24 protein-coding genes are annotated in these 23,697 nt (G+C 63.4%); 16 read left to right on the top strand and 8 right to left on the bottom strand.

What is annotated here, in order from left to right:
• Positions 1-64: 64 nt before the first annotated feature.
• Both SAZ10_RS02805 and SAZ10_RS02800 read left to right on the top strand, forming a co-directional pair.
• On the top strand, positions 65-1,336 hold the full coding sequence (locus SAZ10_RS02805) for an efflux RND transporter periplasmic adaptor subunit (RefSeq protein ID WP_318607629.1): 1,272 nt from the start codon (positions 65-67) through the stop codon (positions 1,334-1,336).
• Positions 1,333-4,524: an efflux RND transporter permease subunit gene (locus SAZ10_RS02800; protein ID WP_318607628.1), complete on the top strand. Its 3,192-nt coding sequence runs from the start codon at positions 1,333-1,335 to the stop codon at positions 4,522-4,524. Before SAZ10_RS02805 ends, SAZ10_RS02800 begins: the two co-directional genes overlap by 4 nt.
• 15 nt (positions 4,525-4,539) lie before the next feature.
• Here the strand turns inward: SAZ10_RS02800 and SAZ10_RS02795 are convergent, their stop codons facing one another.
• Together SAZ10_RS02795 and SAZ10_RS02790 are read right to left on the bottom strand one after the other, a co-directional pair.
• Entirely contained in the window at positions 4,540-5,028 is a 489-nt protein-coding gene (locus SAZ10_RS02795; protein WP_412535143.1) for a DUF2269 family protein, read from the bottom strand.
• A gap of 2 nt (positions 5,029-5,030) precedes the next feature.
• The gene (locus tag SAZ10_RS02790) at positions 5,031-6,320 is read right to left on the bottom strand and encodes an SDR family oxidoreductase (protein ID WP_318607626.1); all 1,290 of its coding nucleotides are present in this window, start codon (positions 6,318-6,320) and stop codon (positions 5,031-5,033) included.
• A 99-nt stretch (positions 6,321-6,419) separates the two neighbouring features.
• Here SAZ10_RS02790 and nthA point away from each other — a divergent pair, with 99 nt between their 5' ends.
• From nthA to SAZ10_RS02775, 3 genes are read left to right on the top strand one after another with little or no spacing between them, the layout of a single operon-like run.
• Positions 6,420-7,025, top strand: a complete 606-nt coding sequence (gene nthA, locus SAZ10_RS02785) for a nitrile hydratase subunit alpha (RefSeq protein ID WP_318607625.1) — start codon at positions 6,420-6,422, stop codon at positions 7,023-7,025.
• Positions 7,022-7,681, top strand: coding sequence for a nitrile hydratase subunit beta (gene nthB, locus SAZ10_RS02780; protein WP_318607624.1), 660 nt, complete (start codon positions 7,022-7,024; stop codon positions 7,679-7,681). The genes nthA and nthB overlap by 4 nt, the downstream gene beginning before the upstream one ends.
• Positions 7,650-8,036 (top strand): nitrile hydratase accessory protein, encoded by a 387-nt coding sequence (locus SAZ10_RS02775; RefSeq protein ID WP_412535142.1) that lies wholly within the window; start codon positions 7,650-7,652, stop codon positions 8,034-8,036. Before nthB ends, SAZ10_RS02775 begins: the two co-directional genes overlap by 32 nt.
• On the opposite strand, the gene SAZ10_RS02770 is transcribed toward SAZ10_RS02775, so the two are convergent.
• The gene (locus SAZ10_RS02770; RefSeq protein WP_318607622.1) at positions 8,029-8,610 is read right to left on the bottom strand and encodes a TetR/AcrR family transcriptional regulator; all 582 of its coding nucleotides are present in this window, start codon (positions 8,608-8,610) and stop codon (positions 8,029-8,031) included. The genes SAZ10_RS02775 and SAZ10_RS02770 overlap by 8 nt on opposite strands.
• A 90-nt stretch (positions 8,611-8,700) precedes the next feature.
• Between SAZ10_RS02770 and SAZ10_RS02765 the strand changes: the two genes are divergently transcribed.
• Positions 8,701-9,984, top strand: coding sequence for an MFS transporter (locus tag SAZ10_RS02765; protein WP_318607621.1), 1,284 nt, complete (start codon positions 8,701-8,703; stop codon positions 9,982-9,984).
• On the opposite strand, the gene SAZ10_RS02760 is transcribed toward SAZ10_RS02765, so the two are convergent.
• A complete protein-coding gene (locus SAZ10_RS02760; RefSeq protein ID WP_318607783.1) occupies positions 9,920-10,162 on the bottom strand; it encodes a DUF1127 domain-containing protein in 243 nt (80 codons plus the stop codon). The two genes, SAZ10_RS02765 and SAZ10_RS02760, sit on opposite strands and share 65 nt — an antisense overlap.
• Positions 10,163-10,292: 130 nt before the next feature.
• Between SAZ10_RS02760 and SAZ10_RS02755 the strand changes: the two genes are divergently transcribed.
• A complete protein-coding gene (locus SAZ10_RS02755) occupies positions 10,293-11,183 on the top strand; it encodes a LysR family transcriptional regulator (RefSeq protein ID WP_318607620.1) in 891 nt (296 codons plus the stop codon).
• 151 nt (positions 11,184-11,334) lie between these two features.
• Positions 11,335-12,462 carry an ATP-dependent RecD-like DNA helicase gene (locus tag SAZ10_RS02750; protein WP_318607782.1) on the top strand — a complete coding sequence of 376 codons (1,128 nt, stop codon included), beginning with the start codon at positions 11,335-11,337 and terminating at the stop codon, positions 12,460-12,462.
• A gap of 51 nt (positions 12,463-12,513) precedes the next feature.
• Here the strand turns inward: SAZ10_RS02750 and SAZ10_RS02745 are convergent, their stop codons facing one another.
• A complete protein-coding gene (locus tag SAZ10_RS02745; protein ID WP_318607619.1) occupies positions 12,514-12,969 on the bottom strand; it encodes a MarR family winged helix-turn-helix transcriptional regulator in 456 nt (151 codons plus the stop codon).
• Positions 12,970-13,292: 323 nt separating this feature from the next.
• On the opposite strand from SAZ10_RS02745, the gene SAZ10_RS02740 reads away from it, so the two are divergent.
• The 3 genes from SAZ10_RS02740 to SAZ10_RS02730 are packed head-to-tail and all read left to right on the top strand — an operon-like array spanning position 13,293 to position 16,436.
• Positions 13,293-15,344: an FUSC family protein gene (locus tag SAZ10_RS02740; protein ID WP_318607618.1), complete on the top strand. Its 2,052-nt coding sequence runs from the start codon at positions 13,293-13,295 to the stop codon at positions 15,342-15,344.
• A gap of 7 nt (positions 15,345-15,351) precedes the next feature.
• Positions 15,352-15,561 carry a DUF1656 domain-containing protein gene (locus SAZ10_RS02735; protein WP_318607617.1) on the top strand — a complete coding sequence of 70 codons (210 nt, stop codon included), beginning with the start codon at positions 15,352-15,354 and terminating at the stop codon, positions 15,559-15,561.
• Positions 15,558-16,436, top strand: coding sequence for an HlyD family secretion protein (locus SAZ10_RS02730; RefSeq protein ID WP_318607616.1), 879 nt, complete (start codon positions 15,558-15,560; stop codon positions 16,434-16,436). The genes SAZ10_RS02735 and SAZ10_RS02730 overlap by 4 nt, the downstream gene beginning before the upstream one ends.
• Here SAZ10_RS02730 and SAZ10_RS02725 read toward each other — a convergent pair whose 3' ends face one another.
• Entirely contained in the window at positions 16,437-16,847 is a 411-nt protein-coding gene (locus SAZ10_RS02725) for an STAS/SEC14 domain-containing protein (protein ID WP_318607615.1), read from the bottom strand.
• Between the two features lie 106 nt (positions 16,848-16,953).
• Between SAZ10_RS02725 and SAZ10_RS02720 the strand changes: the two genes are divergently transcribed.
• The 5 genes from SAZ10_RS02720 to SAZ10_RS02700 all read left to right on the top strand — a co-directional run bounded on the left by SAZ10_RS02720 (position 16,954) and on the right by SAZ10_RS02700 (position 22,188).
• On the top strand, positions 16,954-17,691 hold the full coding sequence (locus tag SAZ10_RS02720) for a pyridoxine 5'-phosphate synthase (RefSeq protein WP_318607614.1): 738 nt from the start codon (positions 16,954-16,956) through the stop codon (positions 17,689-17,691).
• A gap of 113 nt (positions 17,692-17,804) precedes the next feature.
• Positions 17,805-19,745: a potassium transporter Kup gene (locus SAZ10_RS02715; protein WP_412535141.1), complete on the top strand. Its 1,941-nt coding sequence runs from the start codon at positions 17,805-17,807 to the stop codon at positions 19,743-19,745.
• Between the two features lie 197 nt (positions 19,746-19,942).
• Entirely contained in the window at positions 19,943-20,629 is a 687-nt protein-coding gene (locus SAZ10_RS02710) for a TetR/AcrR family transcriptional regulator C-terminal domain-containing protein (RefSeq protein WP_318607613.1), read from the top strand.
• Between the two features lie 16 nt (positions 20,630-20,645).
• Complete coding sequence (ilvC, locus tag SAZ10_RS02705) at positions 20,646-21,665, top strand: ketol-acid reductoisomerase (protein WP_318607612.1); 1,020 nt, start codon at positions 20,646-20,648, stop codon at positions 21,663-21,665.
• Positions 21,666-21,891: 226 nt separating this feature from the next.
• On the top strand, positions 21,892-22,188 hold the full coding sequence (locus SAZ10_RS02700; protein ID WP_318607611.1) for a PilZ domain-containing protein: 297 nt from the start codon (positions 21,892-21,894) through the stop codon (positions 22,186-22,188).
• Positions 22,189-22,538: 350 nt separating this feature from the next.
• On the opposite strand, the gene SAZ10_RS02695 is transcribed toward SAZ10_RS02700, so the two are convergent.
• Together SAZ10_RS02695 and SAZ10_RS02690 are read right to left on the bottom strand one after the other, a co-directional pair.
• On the bottom strand, positions 22,539-22,832 hold the full coding sequence (locus tag SAZ10_RS02695) for a PilZ domain-containing protein (protein WP_318607610.1): 294 nt from the start codon (positions 22,830-22,832) through the stop codon (positions 22,539-22,541).
• A 149-nt stretch (positions 22,833-22,981) separates the two neighbouring features.
• Positions 22,982-23,608: a BA14K family protein gene (locus tag SAZ10_RS02690; RefSeq protein ID WP_318607609.1), complete on the bottom strand. Its 627-nt coding sequence runs from the start codon at positions 23,606-23,608 to the stop codon at positions 22,982-22,984.
• Positions 23,609-23,697 lie beyond the last annotated feature (89 nt).

Raw genomic sequence — 23,697 nt, 5'->3', positions numbered from 1 at the left:
AGGACCTTTGTGACTCCGCGCTGCGGAGCCCCGGCGTTTGGCGTGTGTGGAAGGGGTCCAGACGATGCGCAGGAAGATCGTGTTTTCGGTCCTCGTGGCCGCGTGCGTCGCGAGTGCGGGACTGTATTTCTGGCCGGAAATAGCGGGAAAGTTGGAGCCTGCCCTGTCATTCGCGCAGCCCGGTGCCGGGCAAAGGCAGTCGGATTCCGGACCAAAGCAGCCGGATGCCGGGCAAAAGAAGCAGCATGCCAGTGGGGCGCGGACGGTCACTGTCGTCACGGCCACTGCCTCTACGGCTGATTTTCCGATCCGTCGCTATGCCATCGGCTCGATCTCTTCGCCTGCGGTGGTCGGCATCAGCTCCCGCATTTCGAGCCAGATCGTCTCGATTGCCGCGAAAGACGGACAGATGGTGAAGGCCGGCGATCTCCTGTTCCAGCTCGACGACCGCGCGCTCAAGGCCCAGGTGGAGCGCGACAAGGCCGCGCTCGCCAAGGACCAGGCCATGCTGATAAGCGCGCAGGCGGATTTGAAGCGAGCCAAGAACCTGATGGACAGACAGGCCGGCACGCAACAAGCCTACGACCAGGCGTTGGCAAACGAGAAAGCCGGTGAGGCCAACGTTGCTGCCGATCAAGCTCAGCTCGACGTCGACACGGTGCAGCTCGGCTACGCCACGATCACCGCCCCGATCTCCGGTCGGCTCGGCGCGATCAGTGTCGCCGTCGGCGATCTCACCACGAACAACAACGCCAGCACCTCGACGCCCCTGGTCACCCTCACACAAATCGATCCTCTGCGGGTTACCTTCAACTTGCCGGAGAGCGACTTCGCTCTCTTGCAGAAGGCGCTCGCCTCGCCGCAGCCGGACGCAGTCACTCTCCATGCCGACGGCGACCCGAAACCGATCGGCAAGGGAACGCTCGATTTCCTGGATTCCAGCGTCGATACGGCCTCGGGCACCATTTCGGCGAGAGCCACGGTTCCGAATCCGGATCTGATGCTCTGGCCGGGCCAATATGTCGATGTCGTGCTCGACGCGGGGGTGGCGTCCCAGCTGACCTCCGTTCCGACCGTGGCGGTCCAGTCCGGCCAGAAGGGCCCGTTCGTCTATGTCGTGAAGCCGGACAACAAGGTGGAGTTGCGCCAGATCAAGGTCGCGTTGACCGTCGGCGACAACGTCGCGGTGAGCGGGGGGTTGAAGAGCGGTGAGCGTGTGGTCGTTGAAGGACAGACACGGCTTACCGACGGCACACCGGTTCGGGTGGACGCTGCAGACAATGCTGCCGGGACGACGGTCGCACAAGAGGGCCCGGCCGGCGGAGCGCCGAGATGATCTCCGAATTCTGCATTCGGCGCCCCGTCGCTACGCTGCTGATGTCATTCGCCCTCGTGCTCGGGGGACTGTTCGCCTACAGGTTCCTGCCGGTCGCAGCGCTTCCAAGCGCAGAGTTCCCGGTGGTCAACGTCTCGGCGCAATTGCCCGGCGCCTCGCCGCAAACAATGGCGACTTCGGTCGCCACGCCGCTCATCAAGCAATTCTCGACGATCGCCGGCATCGATTCCATTTCGACCACGAACTCGCTCGGCGCTACCTCGATCGCCATCCAGTTCGTTCTCGACCGCAACATCGACGCGGCTGCGGCCGATGTGCAGGCCGCGATCGCGCGCACTTTGCGGACATTGCCGCCGCAGATGACCAGCCCGCCGAGCTACCGCAAAGTCAATCCGGCCGATGCGCCGATCCTGATCATGGCACTTACGAGCGACGTGGTGCCGCTCACCGAACTCGACGCTTTCGCCCAAAACGTGATTTCACCGGCGCTCTCCACGCTCGACGGTGTCGCCCAGGTGGCGATCTTCGGCAGCCAGAAATACGCGGTTCGCATCCAGATCGACCCGACCGCGCTCGCCGCACGCGGCATTTCGATCGACCAGCTCAAGAGCGCCGTTGCAGCAGCCAACAGCAACACGCCGGTCGGGACGCTGCAGAACAGCCAGCAGCAGCTCACCATCACAGCCACCACGCAGCTCAACAATGCGGCCGCCTTCTCGAACCTGGTGATCGCCACGCGCGACGGCCGCCCGGTGCGGCTCGGCGACGTAACGCGGGTGATCGATTCGGTCGAGGTCACCAACACGGGGAGCTGGTACGACGGTTCGCGCGCCATATTGATGGCCGTCCAACGGCAGCCCGACGCCAACACGGTCGAAGTCGTGGACCGGGTGAAAGCGATGCTGCCTTCCTTCGACGATCAGCTTCCCGCTTCGGCCAGCATCAAGCTTCTCAACGATCGCTCGACCTCGATCCGCGCCGCGGTCGACGACGTGCAGTTCACGCTCGGCCTCACCATCGTGCTCGTGGTGCTGGTGATCTTCATGTTCCTTCGGCGGGTGACCGCCACCGTGATCCCGGCTGTTGCCGTCCCGATCTCGCTGATCGCCACGCTTGGCGTGATGTATCTCTTCAACTTCTCGATCGACAATGTCTCTCTGATGGGGCTTACGCTCGCTGTCGGCCTCGTCGTCGACGACGCGATCGTGATGCTCGAAAACATCTTCCGCCACATGGAGGAGGACGGGCTCACCGCCTATGAGGCGGCGCTGAAGGGTTCGCGCGAGATCGGCTTCACCATCATCTCGATCTCGATCTCGCTGGTCGCCGTTTTCATTCCCGTGCTTTTGATGGGCGGCGTGGTCGGCCGCATCTTCAACGAGTTTGCGGTGGCAGTCACGGTCGCGATCCTCGCCTCGATGTTCGTCTCGTTGACGCTGACCCCGATGCTCTGCTCGCGACTGCTCAGCGCGCCCAAGCCCGCCGAAACGGGCCGCGCCGGAACGGCGGCGGCCGGGACCGGGGAGCCCAAGCACGGATTTTTCCTGCGCGGCTATGACCGTTCACTGAGCTTCTGCCTCAAGCATCGCCTGCTGGTGGTATTTGTCTTCCTTGCGACGTCGGCGCTGTCGGTCTGGCTCCTGCAGATATCGCCCAAGGGATTCTTCCCGCAGGAGGACATTGGCCAGCTTCAGGTCACGACCGAGGCCCGCCAGGACATTTCCTTCGACGCGATGGTCAAGTTGCAGGCGCAGGTCGCTGCAGTCTTCGCCAAATCGCCCTATGTCGCGCATCTGGGCCAGTCCGTCGGAGGTAGTGGAGGATCGAACGCGCTCAACAACGGCCGTCTCTATGTCGAGCTGAAGCCCAAGGACCAGCGTCCCAACCTGGAAAGGGTGCTGGCAGACCTGAGAAAGCAGCTCGCCGCGATTCCCGGCATCAACACCTACATGGTGCCTGTGCAGAATTTGAGCATTGGCGCGCGCTCGTCGAAGAGCCAGTACCAACTCGTGGTGCAGAGCCTGGACACGGCCGAGACCAATGTGTGGGCGACGAAGCTCGCCGACGCCATGAACAAGGATAGCACCTTCGCCGACGTCACCACCGATCTCAGCGACAACGCACTCCAGGCGACGGTGGTGGTTGACCGCGACAAGGCCGCCACGCTCGGCATCGATGCCGACACGCTGCGTTCGACGCTCTATTCCGGCTTTGGCACGGAGCAGATCTCGACGATCTATGGCTCCGCCGATAGCTATCAGGTCATCCTCGAGCTCGATCCGACGATCCAATGGTCACCGGAGCGGATGCTGGCGCTGAGGGTGAGGACTGCGAGCGGCAGCCTCGTGCCGCTCGGCACCTTCGCGCGGGTCGAACGAACCGGAGGGCCGCTCACGGTGAACCAGCTTGGCCAGCTTCCGGCGGTGACGATCTCCTATAATCTGCCGCAGGGTGTGGCCCTCGGCGAAAGCGTAGCGCGCATCAATGCCCTCAAGGACCAGCTCGAGCTGCCGAAGACCGTCTCGACGACATATGCCGGCACCGCCAAGACCTTCCAGGATTCGCTCGCCAACCAGGGCCTGCTGATCGGCGGCGCCATCCTTACGATCTACATCGTGCTGGGCATGCTCTACGAAAGCTTCGTGCACCCGTTCACGATCCTGACCGGCCTGCCGTCGGCGGTGGTGGGAGCGCTGATCGCACTGCTGATTGCGGGAATGGATGTTTCGCTGATCGCGGTGATCGGCATCCTGATGCTGATCGGCATCGTCAAGAAGAACGGCATCATGATGGTGGATGTGGCTCTGGTGCTCAGGCGCGAAGGAATGGCGCCGCTGGAAGCGATCCATCGCGCCTGCCTGATGCGCTTCCGGCCGATCATGATGACGACGCTCGCGGCGCTGATGGGCACTTTCCCGATCGCACTCGGCACCGGCGCCAGCGCGGAGCTACGTCAGCCTCTCGGCGTCGCTGTCGTCGGAGGCCTGCTCGCCTCGCAAGCGCTGACCCTGTTCATCACGCCGGTCATCTACGTCTACATGGAGCGCTTCTCCGACTGGCTGCTCAGCCTTGCCCCGAAGCGGGCGGCGCGGATGCCGGCAAGCGAGCCACGTGAGCTGGAACTCGTGAGCGAGCAGCCTTCGCTGTTCGAGGAGGAAGAGCCGCAAAAGCGGGAGGCGGCGGAATAACCGGCTCGAAGGCGCTTACGGTGACGCCATGAACGGGATTGGAATCGGCGATCTTGTCAGCATCAGCCAGAAGATGGCAAGCACGGCGAAGAAGGCCGGGAAGCCGAACGCGAACCAGACACGGTAGAGGCGATGGTACTGCTTGGGCAAAGGGGTTCCCGAAGACGCAGCCTCGCGGGCAATGTTGCGCAGCCTGATCTGGATGGCGACGACCGGCAGCCAGAAAAGCCCGGCGACGCCGTAGAGGGCGACCGATAACACGACCCATCCTTCCGTAAGCGGCCAGCCGACCTGATGAGCAAGGAGCACGCCCGTGATCGGCTGCAGGATGACTGCCGTCGCCGTGAAAGCGGCATCGGCTATGACCACTGTTTCGGCGACATGGGCGATCTTCGCAGCATCTCCCGTGCGATGCGCCATAACCATGAAAAAGGCGATGCCGAGGCCAGTGCCGAACAGGACGGTGGCGCCAATGACATGGACGAAGCGGAGGATGTCTTCCATCGTCACCGCTCGTCGAGAATGGCGAGCGCAACAAGGGCAAGCATGGTGGCCGGCAGGACCTTGACGAGTGGCCCCAATGGATCGGCCCAGAGCTCAGGCGCAACGATGGTCGCGGACAGGAGATAGGCGAGCGAAAGCAGCACCATGCCGATCAGTGCCGGGCGCGCGAAGCGGCGAAAGACGACAGCCATTCCGAGCAGCAGGTCGGCCAGGCTGGTCGCCACCGTCAAGGCTGATGCGGCTGGCCGCGAACCGATCGCACCAGCGAGCAGGCCGGCGGTCTGATCGAAGTGCAAAAGGGCGATGGCACCCGAGGCAAACCAGAACAGCGACAGAATGCCGAGGATGAGCGGCTTGATGAGATAGAGGCGGGCGAACCAGAGATCCTGCACTCCGGCGGGATTTGCCGCTAAGGTCGCGGCCAGAGGCGCGGCCGCTCGTTCCGCCGTTCGAGCCAAGGACGGTGTGACAGCGGCGCCTCCGCCGGCGATCTCAATAGCTGTCGAGCGTAGCGGAGAGCGCCAGCCGAGACGTCCGAGCAGGTCGGCTAGCCACACGACCGGCTGCGCCCATCCTGCTGGAATTTCGACTGTTTTCGCCGGCGGCAGGCCGAGCCAAGCCCGGTGTTCCGCCACCGCGTGGCGCACCGACAGCGTCTCCGGCGCTGCAACAATCAGATCGCTGCCGGTAGGGATATGCCCTTCGATCGCGTCGCCTGCGGCTTGCGCGACATCACTCAGCGCGGCGAACTGCATCTGAGCCTCGGCATGGATCAGCGGAGTCCTGCACGGGATTGCCGCGAGCGCTCTGAGCAAGGCCGAGCCGCCGTGGGCGTTGCGGCCGATAACGACCGCGGGCCGCAGGATGATGAAGGCCACGCCGGATTGCTTCAACGCCTGGTCGGCTTGATGCTTCGTGGCGAGGAATTCGCGGCCCGATCCCGGGCCGTCGGTGCGCGCCGAGATCTGGATGATGAGGCGGATGCGGGCAGTCGATGCAGCCGCATAGAGCGCGAGCATGGCACCTTTCTGGACGGCGGCGACATCGTCCCGCGAACTGTCCTGTAGCGCGCCGGCTGCATTCACAACAGCGTCGAAATTCGACAGGAATGCCCAATCGGAGGCGGCCTGCATACCTCTCAGGTCGCAGCACAAATAGGCGATGTTCGGCAAGCGGCGCTGCGCCTTTTCGGGAGCGCGAGCGAGCGCCGTGACCGCATGGCCCCGTCCGGACAACACACGACAGATCTCGGAGCCGATGAAGCCGTTGCCGCCCAGAATCAAGACCCGCATGCGCGGACGATAGCCGGGCCGGCCGGTCGATGGAACAATGCGCAGGCTGCTGCCAGATGATTCCTTGCCTCTGCCCCGGGCGGAGTCTATCAGATTGGCATGTCCGACGACCATCAGCACGATAACGAGCTCGACCCCATGGCGGCGCGGGTGCGCGCGCTCGAGACCATTCTCGTCGGCAAGGGTCTGATCGATCCTGCAGCGATAGACGCGATCGTCGAGACTTACGAAACCAAGGTAGGTCCCCGGAACGGTGCGAAGGTGGTGGCGCGAGCCTGGACCGATCCGGCCTATGCGGAGTGGCTGAAGCGCGACGCGACGGCGGCAATCGCATCGCTCGGCTTCACAGGCCGGCAGGGCGAGCACATGCAGGCGGTGTTCAACACGACGGATACGCACAATCTCGTCGTCTGCACGCTATGCTCCTGCTATCCGTGGCCGGTGCTCGGCCTGCCGCCGGTCTGGTACAAGGCGCCACCCTATCGCAGCCGCGCCGTCATCGATCCGCGCAGCGTGCTTGAAGAATTCGGACTAACTCTCCCGAATGAAACGATGATCCGCGTCTGGGACTCGACCGCGGAACTGCGTTATCTGGTGGTGCCGATGCGGCCCGAGGGCTCGGAAGGCATGAGTGAAGAGGCGCTGGCCGAGCTTGTCACACGCGATTCCATGATTGGCACGGCGCTGGCGAGGAAACCGGCATGAACGGGCCGCAGGATCTCGGCGGCCAGATGGGTTTCGGGCCGGTCGCGCCGGAGAAGGACGAGCCTTACTTCCATGCCGACTGGGAGAAGCGGGCATTGGGCGTGACCCTTTGCGCCGGAGCAATGGGTCACTGGAACATCGACGAGAGCCGGCATGCGCGGGAATCGCTGCACCCTGCCGATTACTATTCCTCGAGCTATTACGAGATCTGGATCAAGGCGCTCGAAGTTCTGCTCGAGCGTCACGGCTTCGTCACCGCCGATGAGCTTGCGGCGGGCCAAGCATCCGCCACTCCAACGACGCCGAAACGCGTGCTGAGGGGAACGGATGTCCCGGCAATGCTTGCGCGCGGTGGGCCATGTGACCGGCCGCTCGACAGGCCGGCGATGTTCAAAGTTGGCGACCGGGTACGAACGAAGAACTCCAACCCGACGGGACACACGCGCCTGCCGCGCTATGCGCGCGGCAAACTTGGCGTGATCGACGCGGTCCGCGGCGGCTTCGTCTTTCCCGACACCAACGCGCATGGCCGTGGCGAGAACCCGCAATGGGTCTACACGGTGGTCTTCGACGCCGGCGAAATCTGGGGCGAGGGAGCCGATCCCACCCTTTCGATCAGCATCGATGCCTGGGAGAGCTATCTTGAGCCGGCATGATGCTGCCAAGTGGAGCGTATCCGGGATCGACGATCCCGTCTTCTCCGAGCCGTGGCAGGCTCAAGCCTTTGCGTTGGTTGTCGCTCTTCACGAGCGCGGCCTGTTCACCTGGAGCGAGTGGGCAGAGGCCCTGTCGTCAGAACTCAAGACGCCCGGCGCAGCGCCCGACGGAAGCGACTATTACGAGCATTGGCTGAAGGCGCTGGAGAAGCTGCTTTCGGCAAAGGGCGTGGCGGGCGTGCCTGAGATCGACGCGCTCTCCGAAGCCTGGCAGCGGGCCGCGCATGCCACTCCGCACGGCAAGCCGATCCTGCTCGACAATGATCCGCAGCGTGGTGGAGAGGGCGCTACTTGAGGCTCGCCTCGATCAGAAGGTCGGCATTTCTGGCCACTGCCGCCGCCGGACCGCCGGGGCCGAAGAGCTGGCCGCTGATATAGGCACCCTCGATCAGGAGCAGCAGCCCATCGCCCAGCGTGTCCGGGTCGGCCGCGCCCATTTCCGCTGCCATGGCGCGCAGGCGCCGCCGCAACTCGCGCTTGTTGTTCTCGCCGACGAGGCGCGCGGGATGCCCGGGTTCGGGATATTCGACCGCCGCATTGGTCATGCCGCAGCCCCGATATCCGACCATGACGGCCCGCTCGCCTACGCGCGAGAGAAAAGCGATGACCTGCTGGCGCGGGTCGCCTGGATGAGCTTCCACCGCGGCGTCGAAGCGCTCCCAGAACGCTGCTTCGTATTCCCTGAGGTAGGAGGCTGCGAGCTCGTCCTTTGACGGAAAGCTGCGGTAGAGGCTTGGCTTGGTGACGCCGGCTTGCCGCACGATCTCGTCGACGCCAACTGCACGGATGCCTTCCAGATAGAAAAGCTTGCGCGCAACGCCGAGAATGCGCTCGGCGGCCCGCGGCTTGATTTCGGAAATCTGATCCATCGTATCAGATTTTTCCATGGATCGACCTGTTGACAATGTTACTGACCGGTACGTACTGTCCGTCCTTCTAGATACGTACCGGTCGGTTACATGACAATAGCCCAGATTCGTCCGTTCGGCCAGCGCTATGCCTTCGTGGTGGTGGCCGTGATCTTCCTTTCCCTGCTCATCTCGGCCGGCCTTCGCTCCTCGATGTCGGTCATGATGCTGCCGTTGGAGGACGCCTTCGGCTGGCGGCGTGACGTGATCTCCTTTGCCGCGGCCGTCGGCATCTTCCTGTACGGGCTTGCCGGCCCGTTCGCTGCGGCGCTGATGGAGCGGGCGGGGCTCAGGCGCACGCTGCTTTGCGCGCTCCTCATCATGTCCGGCTCGACGGCGCTCAGCCTCTTGATGACGCAATCCTGGCATCTCGTCGCCACCTGGGGCGTCATGACGGGCGTTGCTTCGGGTGCGGTCCAGACCGTGCTCGGGGCAACCATCGTCAATCGTTGGTTCAAGACCAATCGCGGCCTGATGATGGGGCTGATGTCGGCAAGCGCGGCGACCGGACTTCTGATCTTTCTGCCGGTCCTCGCCGCCCTTTCGGAGTATGGCGGCTGGAAGCCTGTGGCGATCGCGATTTCGGTCGCGACGGCCGCGCTTGTTCCGCTCGTGTATTTTCTGGTCCCGGAGAGGCCGTCCTCAATCGGACTTACGCGCTACGGTGCCGAGGGACCTGAACCCGAGACTGTCGTGGCGTCGGGAAACTTCCTGACGCTGACACTCACGACGCTGCGCAACGCCGCCGGCCGGCGCGTGTTCTGGTACCTGTTCGCCACCTTCTTCATTTGCGGCTTCACCACCAACGGCCTGGTTGGCACACATCTGATCGCCTTTTGCGGCGACATGGGCATCCCGCAGGTACAGGCGGCAGGCCTGCTCGCCCTGATGGGGGTGTTCGACCTGATCGGGACGACGCTGTCGGGCTGGCTCACCGACCGCTTCGATCCGCGCAAGCTGCTTGCGATGTATTACGGGCTTCGCGGGCTCTCGCTGTTCTATTTGCCCTATTCGGGCTTCTCGGCGGCCAGCCTGACGATTTTCGCGATCGTGTACGGGCTCGACTGGATTGCCACCGTGCCGCCGACGCTCAGGCTCTCCAACGAGGCTTTTGGCGACCGCAGCGGACCGCTGGTGTTCGGCTGGGTCGTTGCAGGGCACCAGGTTGGCGCAGCCGCGGCTGCCTTCTTCGGCGGCGCCATGCGCGAGCTGCAGGGGGATTACCAGCTCGCCTTCCTGATCGCCGGCATGACCGGCATCATGGCCGCCGTCATCTCGCTGCTGATTGACCCCGAACGTCCTGTGCAGGAAGTTCCCGAGCCGCAGGCCGCCTAGAGGGGTGTTTCACTGCCTTCGCCGGGTCGACGAAATGTGTTTGCAAAGGGCGGCCTTGGGTCGCCTCGGCCCTGGTGACGCCGATGTCGGCCAGCAGCCGACTGTCGAGCTCTCGCAGGGCAGCCAACTGGCGGATGCGTGATCGCGGCGAGAGAGCCAGATAGCGCCCGGCTTCCATTAGAATCTGCGGAATTAAAATCAGCCTGAAGCGCATCGGACACCGTGCTGGAACGGCTTTCGATGTTGACGCGCGACGCGCGGTAAAGAAATACTTCTGCTGGCAATGCCGAGTATAAGGATTTCTTCGGTTGCGCAGCCTCAATCTGGACCAACTCCGCACATTCCTGGACGTCGTGGAACTCGGCAGCTTTTCGGCTGCCGCGAACCGGCAGAAGCTCAGCCAGCCGGCAATCAGCCTGCAGATTCGCCAGCTCGAGAAGCGACTGAATGTCCGCTTGATCGAACGGGTCGGCCGCAAGGCGCGGCCGACCGCTGCAGGAGCAGATCTCCTCGACCACGCACGCCGGATCGATTCCGAGGTCGCGGCCGCGCTCGACGGAATGGCGCGCCATGTGGCCGGCGCAGCGGGGCGCGTGCGCATCGGCACGGGCGCAACAGCTTGTATCTTTCTGCTGCCACCGGCGCTACGCGAACTCCGCCGGCGATTTCCGGAGATCGACATCACGGTCGAAACCGGCAACACGCCGGATATCGTGAAAGCGGTGCAGGACAACCTGCTGGATGTGGGCCTGATCACGCTGCCTGCTTCCGGCCGGATGCTGGAGTTCACACCGTTAATCGAAGATGAGTTCGTTGCAGTCGCTGCCGCTCACACGAAGCTGCCCGACAAGGTTACGCCCGCAATTCTTTCTCGACTCCCCCTGCTGCTCTTCGAGCCAGGCGGCAACACAAGGCGTCTCGTGGACACATGGCTGGGCGAGGCAGACATCCCTGTAAGGCCAGTCATGTCGCTCGGCAGCGTCGAAGCGATCAAGGAACTGGTCAGCGCGGGCCTGGGCTGCGCGGTACTGCCGCGGCTGGCGCTCAGCCGGCAGAGAGAAAATCGCGACCTTGTGATCAGGTCTCTGTCGCCGAGACTCCACCGCACGCTGGCGCTCGTCGTGCGCCCCGACAAGCAGCTTCACCGAGGGTTGCGCGAAACCTTGCGGGCGCTGAAGGGATTGGCGGCAAAGTCGTAGGGCGCGTGCCGCCTGCCATTTGGGCTGAGTTCTGTTCCTCTTGTGTTCTCTTTGGCTCGAAGCTAGTCTTCAGCTTTAACTCAGGGCTGTCTTGGCTGGGCCGATGCGGTCCGATCTTGCGGAGCAGTCGCGAATCCTGTCTCACGGGCACATGCAACTCTCACCGCAGCAAGACGATGCGCTGAAGGCGGTCGGGCGCTGGCTCAAGACCGGCAAGCCGCAGATCTTCCGCCTGTTCGGCTATGCGGGAACCGGCAAGACGACGCTGGCGCGCTATTTCGCGGAGAATGTCGACGGGCAGGTTCAGTTTGCCGCCTTTACCGGCAAGGCCGCACAAGTGCTGCGCTCGAAGGGTGCCACGAACGCGCGCACCATCCATTCGCTCATCTACCGCCCACGCGGGGAGGAAGCGGTATCCGACGAGGCGACCGGCAAGACCTCGATGTCGCCGACTTTCGCGCTCAATCGCCAGAGCCCGGTGGCGCGCGCCGAGCTCGTCATCATCGACGAGTGCTCGATGGTGGACGAGGAACTGGGGCGCGACTTGTTGAGCTTCGGGACCCCAATCCTGGTGCTCGGCGACCCCGGCCAGCTGCCACCGATCTCGGGCGGCGGCTTCTTTACGGAACACGAGCCCGATTTCCTTCTCACCGAAATCCATCGCCAGGCACGTGACAACCCGATCATCCGGCTGGCGCTCGACGTCCGCGAAGGCCGGCAGTTCATGCGTGGCGACTACGGCACGGCGCAGGTGATCGGCCGCGAAGACGTGACGCAGGAACTGGTGCTCGCTGCAGACCAGGTGCTGGTCGGCACCAACCGCACGCGGCGGCGCTACAACGTTCGCCTGCGCGAGCTAAAGGGCTTCACCGCCGCCTTTCCGCAAGCCGGCGACAAGCTGGTCTGCCTTAGGAACGATCCCAACAAGGGCCTGCTCAACGGTTCGTTGTGGAAGGTAATGACCTCCTCCCGCGAGACGGTGAAACCCGGCATCAATCTGCTCGTCTCGCCGGAAGAGGACGATCCCGACCGTGGCGTCGCGAAGATCAAGCTTCTGAAATCCGTGTTCGAGGATCCGGAGGCCGATATCCCTTGGACAAGCCGCAAGCGGTACGATGAGTTCGACTACGGCTACGCGCTTACCGTCCACAAGGCGCAGGGCTCGCAGTGGAGCAACGTCGTTCTGTTCGACGAAAGTTTCGCCTTCAGGGAAACTCGGCAGCGTTGGCTCTATACGGCGATCACGCGCGCTGCCGAGCGCCTGACCGTCGTGCGGTAGCTACAGCGTGAGCGTGAGCCTGAACCGATCGTCATACATCAAGGCGAAACCCTATCTTACGCTGACGTCGTTCCAGAGCTTGGATTGAACCTGCTCTAGCACCGAGGCGGCAGTTTCCAGCTCCGCATCGCTGATTCCTGTCACCAGCTCGTGCCGCAACTCGGCCAGGACAGCGTTGATTGACTTCATCCTGGCCGCTCCTTCCTTCGTAAGGGACAGGATCTTCGCCCGGCGGTCACTCGGGTCTTCACGCCGGGTGACCAGCCCTTCCGCGATCAGAAGGTCGATGAGCCTGACCACCGAGGGCCCTTCGAGGCCCGCCTGATCTGCCACCGCTCCCTGGCGCGCTTCGCCGCCCAATTGCCACAGCGCCAGCAAGGGCATCGCTACCGCATGCGAAATGCCGCAGCGGTCGAGCCTGTCGTTGGCGCTCCGGCGCCACAGGCGCGCAACGTTTGCGACAAGCTGGCCGAGCGTTTCCCGGTTTCTGAATTGATCGTCATCCATTGAAAAATCTTTGCATGCAAACTATTTAGATGCAATCTAATCCCGGCGCGCTAAGACGGCCGGGAAACCCACATCGATACCAGAAAAAAGAGCCAGCGATCCACGAGCGCTTCCTCGGGGTAATCTTGAATGTCATCCATAACCGAAGCGGCACCCAGCGGAGCCGTTCCTGCCATTACATGTTCGCGCGCCATCACTGCCAGCCTGATCGGCAGGACCTGATCGTGCCGACAAGCGGGCAGGAGAGCAAGGATGTCGACATCGACAGATAGGCCGGAAGATTCGAGCAGGGGCGGCCCGTCCTGCGGGAGGGAGGGGAACCGATGACCCTTCCTTCCTGGCAGGACTGGCTATTTTCGTTCAAGGCGTTCCTGTCGTCCATGCTGGCCCTCTACATCGCGCTGGCATTCGACCTGCCGCGTCCCTACTGGGCGATGGCGGCCGTTTATGTAGTGGCCAATCCGCTTGCGGGAGCGACCAGCTCGAAGGGCCTCTATCGGGCGCTTGGAACGCTGGTCGGCGCCACCGCATCGGTCCTTCTGCTGCCGATATTCGTGAATTCTCCGCTGCTGATGAGCCTTGTCGTCGCGTTCTGGACGGGCGGGCTGCTCTTCATCTCCATGCTGGACCGCACGCCTCGCAGCTATGTCTTCATGCTGGCGGGGTACACCCTGCCGCTCATCGCGCTTCCCGCGGTCGACGCCCCCGCGACGATTTTCGACATCGCCACGGCCCGCAGCCAGGAGATCATCCTCGGCATCGTCTGCGCCAGCGTCGTGGCGCAGGTCGTATTCCCAATGGGTTTGGCCTCGGTTCTCTCCCAGCGCATCTCGGGCTGGCTGGGCGACGCGGCGGGGTGGGCGGATGAAATCCTGCGCGGCGAGGGCGCCGCTCCCGCAACGCCACTAGGGCGACAGAAGCTCGCGGCCGACATTTCCGGTCTGGACCTGCTCATCAGCCAACTCAGTTACGATGCCCATACCCGCGGCGTGACCCGCCAGGCTCGCGAGCTGCGCGGCCGGCTGATGATGCTATTGCCGCTGTTCTCGTCGCTGGCCGATCGGCTGCATGCGCTCAAGGCGTTGGACAATGGGCTGCCTTCAAGGCTGGGGGGACTGATCGGCGAAATCGCTGATTGGATGGTCGGCGTGACGGACCCGGAGCGGGCTAAACGGTTCCGGGCCGAACTTGCCGAACTGGCTCCGCCCGCCCGGTCCACGGATTGGACCGGGCTCATCCTCGACAGCGCGCTGTACCGGCTGCGCGAGATCGTCGATCTCTGGCACGATTGCCTGGAGTTGAGGGATCGGATCGCCGCCGGAGACCCGCGGCGCCCGAAGTTTGCATTCCGCCGCCGTCGCACGGTCGTCCGAACTCGACACTACGACTATGGCATGATGGCTTTTTACGCTGCGTCGGCCGTCGCCGCGACGCTCGTGGCGAGCGCATTCTGGATCTATTCGGGCTGGCCCGAAGGGGCCGGCTTCGTGATGATGGTCGCGGTGGCCTGCTCCTTCTTCGCCGCGCAGGATCGGCCGGCCCCGCTTTTGCTGTCGATGTTCATTTGGTGCACCGTCAGCCTGGTGGTCACCGGCATCTATCTCTTCGCCATCCTGCCGATCGTGCACGGCTTTACCATGCTGGTCCTTGTGCTGGCGCCCCCCTTCCTGCTGCTGGGCACACTCATTCCGAGACCGCAATTGAGCATTCTGGCCATGCTGCTCACCGTCAACACGGCCTCCTTCATCGCCCTGGGTAACCGCTTCTCGGCCGATTTCCAGTCCTTCGTCGGCGGCGGCATCGCTGCGCTGGCAGGGGTCGGCTTCGCCCTGCTGTGGAACCTCATCACTCGCCCGTTCGGCGGCGAGATCGCTGCCTGGCGCCTGGTCCACGCGGGATGGTCGGATCTGGCCGAATTGGCTGCCGGCCGCCGCGTTCAGGACCATGAGCGCCTGGCGGGGCGAATGCTGGACCGGCTCGGCCAACTGGTTCCCCGCCTGGTGGGGATGGACGACAAGGAACTAGGAAAACTCGACGGCTATGCCGAGATACGGCTCGGTCTGAACATCGTCGAGCTTCAGAGGCTGAAGCGCCTGCTCACGCCGGATGAAGTCGCCGCGGTTGGGGCGGCCCTGGCCGGCGTGGCCGACCTTTTTGGCGAACGCATCGAGCGTCACTCGGCCGTCGAGCCGCCGCCGCAACTGCTTCATGGGATCGATGCCGCGCTTGCCCTTGCCTCGCGGCGGAGCACCGTGCCGGCGCGGCGCGCCGTCGACGCGCTCGTCGGCATGCGCCGCGCGCTTTTCCCGAATTCCGTACCGCCATGCTGGAACCGCGACCTGCGGGCCGTCCAAGTGGCGGCGGCAGCCGAGTAGCTTCGCCATGCAGACCGAAGTGAACATCCTCGGCGTCTACCTGCCCGGCCTCCTGGTCCTGATGCTCGCTGCCTTCGCGGCGGCGCGCCTGGTCTGGCAGGCATTGTCGTGGACCGGCATCTACAGTCTCGTCTGGCACCGGTCCCTGTTCAATCTCGCGCTCTACGTCCTGATCCTTGGCGCAATGTCTTCGCTATCCCAATGGCTGCTTCCATGAAAAACCGCTTTCTGCGCCGAGCTGGGCGCGTCCTCGTCACCCTCATTGTCGTCGCCGCGGCCGCTGGCGTCGGCTGGAGATTGTGGGATAACAACATGAATGACCCCTGGACGCGCGATGCGCATCTGCGCGCCGACGTGATCGGGGTCACGCCCGACGTGTCGGGACTGGTCACCGAGGTCCTCGTCCACGACAACCAGACGGTCAGGAAGGGCGACATTCTCTTCCGTATCGATCGTCGGCGTTTCGCTATCGCCCTGGAGCAGGCCGAAGCCGTGGCACAGGGCCGGCAGGCGACGCTCGAGCAGGCCAGAAGGGATCTCGATCGCCTCGAGCATCTCGATGATGCGGTGGTGACGGTCCAAAAACGTGAACAGGCACGGTCGACCGTAATGGAGGCCGAATCCGATTATCGGCAGGCCGTTGCGGCCCGTGATCTGGCGCAGCTCAATCTGGACCGATCCGACGTGAAGGCGTCGGTGAACGGCACCATCTCCAATCTCAGCCTGCGCCCCGGCGACTATGTAGGCGTCGGTCAGCCGATCATGGCTCTGGTCGACAGCGATTCGATGCGGGTCGAAGGCTATTTCGAGGAGACCAAGCTCGGCCGTATCGAGGTCGGTGCCAAGGCTGTCATCAAGCTGATGGGACAGCCCGGCACCCTGACGGGGCGGGTTGAAAGCATCGCGGCGGGCATCGAGGACCGGGAGCGCGCCGCGGGTTCGCTGCTGGCCAATGTCAACCCAACCTTCACCTGGGTCCGGCTGGCGCAACGCGTTCCGGTGCGCATTGCCCTCGAGAACGTTCCTGCAGAAGCGAGGCTGGTGGCTGGCCTCACCGCCACTGTCGTGGTCGATCACGGGTCGGGCAGTTAGCTAAGTCATTTCGAGCGGACGCGCCTTCAACCACTTCCAGGCAGCGTCCTCGTCCTCTAGCGCAAACCGGCGGATCTCCATCGACATGAACGGCGCCGATAAGGCCGTAATGCCACGCAGCCAGAACGGGCCGCCAACCAGCGCGTAATGTCGGATGTGGCCGATAGCGCGCAGCTTGCGGCGCAAAATATCGAGATTGGCGCCTGTCGACCAATCCACGCCGCCGTAGTCGGCGATGCGGACGAGGAGATCGATCTCGTCGTGCTGCGCAAACTCGCCTTCGATCAGCCCGTAGGCGTTCTCGACGTCGGGCGCGGTGATGCGCCCGGCAATCTCGAGCGCGCATAGGTCGTCTCGGCTCGTCTCGATCCGCCGGATCGGCGGCAACGGCACGGTTGCGGTCAAATGCATCGGGTCGGTCCTTTCGGACTCACGCGCCGGTGAAAATCCACAGCCCGGCGTGTCAGTTCCGGGCAAACCCTATATATCTCTTTTGCCTCAATGTGTCTGGTGTCATATGCCTGCAAAGCTCTCCGTCAATGTCAACGCCATCGCCATGCTGCGGAACCGGCGCGATCTGCCATGGCCGAGCGTGGAAGGGCTGGGGCGAATCGCACTGCGGGCCGGCGCGCACGGGCTCACCGTCCATCCCAGGCCGGACGAGCGGCATGTACGCCGCTCCGACCTGCCGGTACTGAGGGCCTTGCTCGATGACGAGTTCCCGCAGGCCGAGTTCAATATCGAAGGCTATCCGTCCGAAGAGTTCCTCTCGCTCGTGGAGAAGACCGAACCGGACCAGGTGACGCTGGTGCCGGACGACCCCGCGCAGGCGACCTCCGATCATGGCTGGGATTTCCTCGGCCAGAGAGAGTTCCTCGCGCCTGTGGTGCAGCGCTTGAAGAAGGCAGGCATCCGCGTCTCGCTGTTCGCCAACCCGGATCCTGCCGGCATGGACGTGGCGAAGGCGCTGGGCGCCGATCGTATCGAGCTCTACACCGGGCCGTATGGCGGTGCGCACGATGATCCGGCAAGGGCTGCCAGGGAGCTGGAAAAACTCGGCAAGGCGGCAGATGCAGCACGCAGCGCAGGTCTTGCGGTCAATGCCGGCCACGACCTTACGGTCGCCAACTTGCCGGCGCTCGCCAGGCGCATTCCCGACTTGGCAGAAGTATCTATCGGACACGGCTTGACCGCGGACGCGCTCGAGCATGGCATGGCTGAAACGGTGCGGCGATTCATCAAAGCCTGTGGCTAGTGTCCGACAAGGAAGGTGCAGCTTTGGTTGACGTAGCGTCGGCAACGAATCCGATTGCTTTCGCGTTGCAACGGGATTATCGGACCCGACCCCTTTCTGTAGGAGAGGACTGAATGGCCCTTGCCGTAAATGACGGGCGCGTCCTCGCGAGCGTTGAGTCGGCCGCGGGCGAGACCACGAGCACAACGGATCACGCCGGCGACAAGAATCTGCCGCTGCTGATGATCGGTGCGCTCGGCGTGGTGTTCGGAGATATCGGCACCAGCCCGATTTACGCCTTCCGGGAAGCGCTTCGTTCCTCGGCCGCCGACGGGATCGTTGATCGTGGCGACGTTCTGGGCGTGCTGTCCCTGATCGTATGGGCGCTGACGCTGATCGTCACGGTCAAGTACGTCGTTTTCGTGCTCAGGGCGGACAATCGAGGCGAGGGCGGGACCCTGTCTCTGATGGCGCTCGCCAGGGCAAGTTATCCGCAAAGGGGAGGGCTCATTCTCGGCATTGGCATTTGCGGCGCTGCGCTGTTTTTCGGCGATGCCATCATCACGCCGGCCATCTCTGTGCTTTCGGCGGTCGAAGGTCTCAAGATCGCTACACCTGCTTTCGATGCCTATGTCGTGCCGATTACGCTCGTCATCCTGGCAGTGCTGTTTTCCGTGCAGCGTTTCGGAACGGGCCGAGTGGCATCGGTATTCGGGCCGGTCACGGCTTGCTGGTTCCTAGTCATCGGTATTGCCGGCCTGTGGCACATCGTCGACGACGTATCCGTGCTCGAGGCGCTCAATCCGTACTACGCGGCCGCGTATTTCTTTCACGAGTCGGACGTGGCGTTTATCACCGTCGGCGCGGTGTTCCTGGCGGTCACTGGCGCTGAAGCGCTTTATGTCGATCTCGGCCATTTCGGCCGCAAGCCGATCGTCACCGCCTGGCTAAGCATCGTATTTCCGAGCTTGCTGCTCAACTATTTCGGGCAGGGCGCCTACACGCTCTCGCATGGCGGGGCGCCAGAAAACCCGTTCTTCCAGATGCTGCCGGGCTGGGCGCTCATCCCCACGGTCTGTCTGGCTACCGCCGCCACGGTGATCGCCAGTCAGGCGGTGATCTCTGGCGCCTATTCACTGGCGCGGCAGGCGGTGCAGCTCAGTCTGCTGCCACGCTTCGAGATCCAGCATACGTCCGAAACGCTGTCCGGCCAGATTTACCTGCCTCGTATAAACTTGCTGCTTGCGCTCGGCGTCATGCTGCTCGTGGTCGGCTTCGAGGCATCAAGCTCACTTGCCTCGGCCTACGGCATATCCGTCACCGGCGAGATGCTGATGACGACCGTCCTGCTCTTCATAGTGATGGTGCGCCGTTGGAAATGGCATCTGGCGCTGGCGATCACGCTCACCGTGCTGTTCGGTATCGTCGACCTCGGCTTCTTCTCGGCGAATGCCGTGAAGATCCTGGAAGGCGGCTGGGTCTCCGTCGGCGTTGCATGCGTTATCGGGCTAATAATGGTCACCTGGGTGCGCGGAACCCGCTATCTTTTCGACAAGACTCGCAAGAACGAGATTCCTCTCGACTTTCTTGCCGAACAGATGATCAAGAAGCCGCCGCAACTGGTTCCCGGCACGGCGGTTTTCCTTACCAGCGACCCGCTAAGCGCGCCGACGGCGCTGATGCACAGCCTCAAGCACTACAAGGTGCTGCACGAGCAGAACGTCATCCTTTCGGTCGCCACTGCGCAGCAGCCGGTGGTGCCCGACAGCGAGCGGGTGAACATGGAGCGGCTCAACGATCGCTTCATGCGCGTTATCCTGAACTTCGGCTATATGGAGCAGCCGAACATCCCGAAAGCCCTGGCGATTTGCCGGAAGCAGGGTTGGAAGTTCGATATCATGACAACCTCGTTCTTCCTGTCGCGCCGTTCGCTCAAGGCGTCCGCCAATTCCGGAATGCCGATCTGGCAGGACAAGCTGTTCATCGGGCTTGCCCGCACCGCAGCCGACGCAACTGAATATTTCCAGATCCCGACCGGTCGGGTCGTGGAGATCGGCACGCAAGTGGCCATCTGAGCCTCGTTCGCCGCGAGGAAGGCATGATACCCCGAGCGGCCGAGGTGGAGACAAATTGCAATGGCGACCGTCGAATCTCAATACGTCGCCGGGTGTGCCCGGCAATCGAACTCGGCGCTTGACAGAACCGTACCGTACGGTACTGATGCTGGACGGGCCCGCTGATCGGGCCACCTGCAGCCACCACGGAGAAGAATGTGCCGTCAGCCGGCCGACACGGCGAGGAAGGCTTTACCGCCCGTCAGCAGGCGGTGCTCGACGCAGCACTCGGCTTGCTCGTCGAGCAGGGCGACCAGCTCACGATGATGGCGGTGGCGCGTCGTGCAAGCTGCTCCAAGGAAACGCTCTACAAATGGTTCGGAGATCGCGACGGACTGCTCACCGCCACCGTGCAGTGGCAGGCCGCAAAGGTGACCGTCGGCGCGGTCGATCGGGAAAAGCTCGATATCGAGTCGCTTAGGGCTCGGCTGGAGGAATTCGCGGCGAACTGGCTCGCCGTCATCTCGACCAAGACCTCGATCGCCCTCAACCGGCTCGCCATGGCCCATGCCGGTTCGCTGAAGGCCAACAAGGGCAAACGCGATCCTGACCGGGATCTGGGCGCCATCGTTCTGGAAAATGGTCGCTTTGCCATCGAGCGGCGGCTGAAGCCGGTGCTCGAAGCGGGGCGCGATGCCGGGCTCATCCGCTTCGAGGATGCTGAGGCCGCATTTCGCACCTTCTTCGGGCTCGTTGCGCGAGACGTCCAGATCAGGTTGCTGCTCGGCGACCGCTTCGCCCTCACCAAGGCAGACATAGCCCGCGATGCGGCCACAGCTGCCATTCAGTTCCTCACCCTCTATGCTTCAACCAACCCGCCGGCGACAAGCGGCGCTCAACACTGACGGAAGGAAACGAAAAATGCGCGTCTATTACGATCGCGATGCCGACCTGAACCTGATTAAGGGCAAGAAGGTCGCCATCATCGGCTATGGCAGCCAGGGCAGGGCGCATGCGCTCAACCTCAAGGACTCCGGCGTCAAGGAGATCGCGATCGGGCTGAAGCCCGGCTCGGCGACCGCCAAGAAGGTTGAGGCCGACGGGTTGAAGGTGATGTCGGTCGCCGACGTCGCCAAATGGGCCGACCTCATGATGATGGCGACCCCCGACGAGCTGCAGGCCGACATCTATCGCAATGAGATTGCTCCCCACATCAGGGATGGCGCAGCGATCGCCTTCGCGCACGGCCTCAACGTGCATTTCGGGCTGATCGAGCCAAAAGCCTCGGTGGACGTGCTGATGGTCGCCCCGAAGGGGCCCGGCCATACCGTGCGCGGCGAGTACCAGAAGGGCGGCGGCGTGCCGTGCCTGGTTGCCGTCCATCACGATGCCTCCGGCAATGCGCTCGACCTCGGCCTGTCCTATGCCTGCGCAATCGGCGGCGGGCGCTCGGGGATCATCGAGACCAATTTCAAGGAAGAGTGCGAGACCGACCTGTTCGGCGAGCAGGTGGTGCTGTGCGGCGGCCTTGTCGAACTTATCCGTGCCGGCTTCGAGACGCTGGTTGAGGCCGGCTACGCGCCCGAGATGGCCTATTTCGAGTGCCTGCACGAGGTGAAGCTGATCGTCGACCTGATCTACGAGGGCGGCATCGCCAATATGAACTATTCGATCTCCAATACGGCCGAATGGGGCGAATATGTCTCGGGCCCGCGCATCATCACCGCCGAGACCAAGGCCGAAATGAAGCGCGTCCTCAACGACATCCAGACCGGCAAGTTCACGTCTGAATGGATGCAGGAGTACCGCTCGGGCCTCGCACGCTTCAAGGCGACACGCCGCCTCAACGACAATCACCAGATCGAGCAGGTCGGCGAGAAGCTGCGCGGCATGATGCCGTGGATTTCCAAGAACAAACTGGTGGACAAGAGCAAGAACTAAGAACTTGTAGACGCTCCTCACCGGGGTGTCCTGTGGACGCGGCGGTATTGTTGAGATCGACTATCACCGAAGTTGGGGTAGGATGAAGTTGAGCATTCATCCTGCCCCAACTCTTTTCTTGCAGCATGATCTCATCCGAAAAGTCGCTTGATCTGTTTCGTGACAATACAATCCCGGCTGGCATGGTTTTCGCTTCGTTAACAGAAGTGAAAACGAAGGGATCGCCATGCGTGTCGTCATCGACCAGGCTGCCAGGCAGGCATACATCGCCGAGGAGCGCCGCTCCACCCGCCGCAACCGTGTCTTCAAGGGCGCTGTCGTAAGCTTCAACAGGGGCCACAGCGTCTTCGAATGCATTGTCCGCAATCAGACCGATGCCGGCGCCAAGCTTTGCATGGACCAGACATTCGCCCTGCCCATGTCATTCGGGCTGTCCATTGCGGGGTCGGAAGGCATGCGCATCGCGCAGGTGGTCTGGCGCAGCCCCAATGAGCTAGGCGTGCGCTTCCAGGATCAATCCTGAGTATTTCGTCCCATTTCGGGACAAAAATTCCTTGGCACGGAACTCGCATCGCATCCCGCGTAGTCCGGAGGAGGTGGGCGATGACGCCCATCTTGGCACAATGCGGAGTGCGGGCTCGGCTTCGGGGGGAGCGGGGCGTGCATGGCCATGGGGCTGACCGCAGGCCGGACTGGATCGGGGTAAGCCTGAAACAGGCTGACGGTGGGCAGGGGGTGCAGCGGCGTGTGCACAGGGTCTGGGGTGGCGCACGCCGCTGTCAGTTCTGGATCGGCGAAGGCGAGACCGCAAAATCGCCTTCGCCGCTCTGTTTCTCGCGAGCAAAACGCGTTGAACTGATCGCCTCGAACGGCTCAGCCGTAATGCCAGGATGGCTTCGGAGCAGTTCCGACGAACAGGACGCCCACACGATCCTGCTCGCGCCAGCGCACGACTGACTTGTAGCCGATGCCGTCGACCGGAACGTAGAGCAGGAATTCCGCAGGGATATGGACCCCGAGCGGCACGCGCAGTTCCGCACCGTGGCTGTGCATGTTGCGAACCGTGCACCTGATCTCGGACGTGTTGACGTCGATTAGGATGGCCGCGCCTTTCAGCACCCGCTGGCGATGTTCGCGCTGCTGCTCTGACCGGATCGGTTCGGTCATTTCGAAATACCTCTGCTTTGAGGTCGATGTATGGGGGCGAGCACCATATTTTTGCGTTAACGCGCGGCGCAATTTTGCCATTGATCCGGCGTTCCCAAATGAAAACGGCGCCGCTCTGTGCGGCGCCGTTTCGTCAATGCCGGACGCACTCAACCGTAAGGCGATATGCACTGCCGACGTGGCCCGTTATAGGGCTGGAAGGTGTTGTCCCAGGCTCGATATGAACGGTAACGGGCATAGCACCACTCGACATGCGCCGATCCGCCTTGGCTCCGATAGACCCGCGGGTAGTAGCGCGGCCGGTAGATGGGCTCGCCGTAATAGCCGTTGCTATAGAGGCCATAGCCGAGCGGGATCCCGATGCCCAGGGCAACTCCCGGGCCCCATCCGCCCCAGCCGCCATACCAGCCGTGATTGTGCCTGTAGTAGTTGTTGTGCGCCCAATTGCCGCCACGCCAGTGGCGACCGTTCCAGCCGCCGTTGTTCCAGTGCGGGCCGCCTCCATTCCAGCGCGGGCCGCCTCCATTCCAGCGGGGGCCGCCCCCCCAATTACGACCTCCACCCCAATTCCCGGAATTGCGTCGCCAATCATAGGCCGGGTTGGAGTGGTCTCGTCCTTCGCCCTGGGCGAGGATGATCGGTGCGCCCGTGCTGTCGGCGACGGCCGGCGTGACGGTCGGGCCTATCGGCGCTGCGGAAACACCTGCCGGCACACAAGCAAGGCCAGCAAGTGCAATCACCCCTGACCGCGCCAGAGACGATAGATGGCAAAACATTTCAGCTCTCCTGACGAGTTTCCGGCCCCGCGCGCCCCGAGTTATTCCTCAGTGGCGCAATAGTGGCCTCCGGCATATGAACGCCCAAT

The sequence above is a fragment of the Mesorhizobium sp. BAC0120 genome (assembly GCF_033542235.1).
Taxonomy (GTDB): Bacteria; Pseudomonadota; Alphaproteobacteria; order Rhizobiales; family Rhizobiaceae; genus JAWRCU01.
The sequence above is the reverse complement of the archived record's forward strand: the minus strand, read 5'-3'. Positions and strand labels throughout refer to the sequence as shown.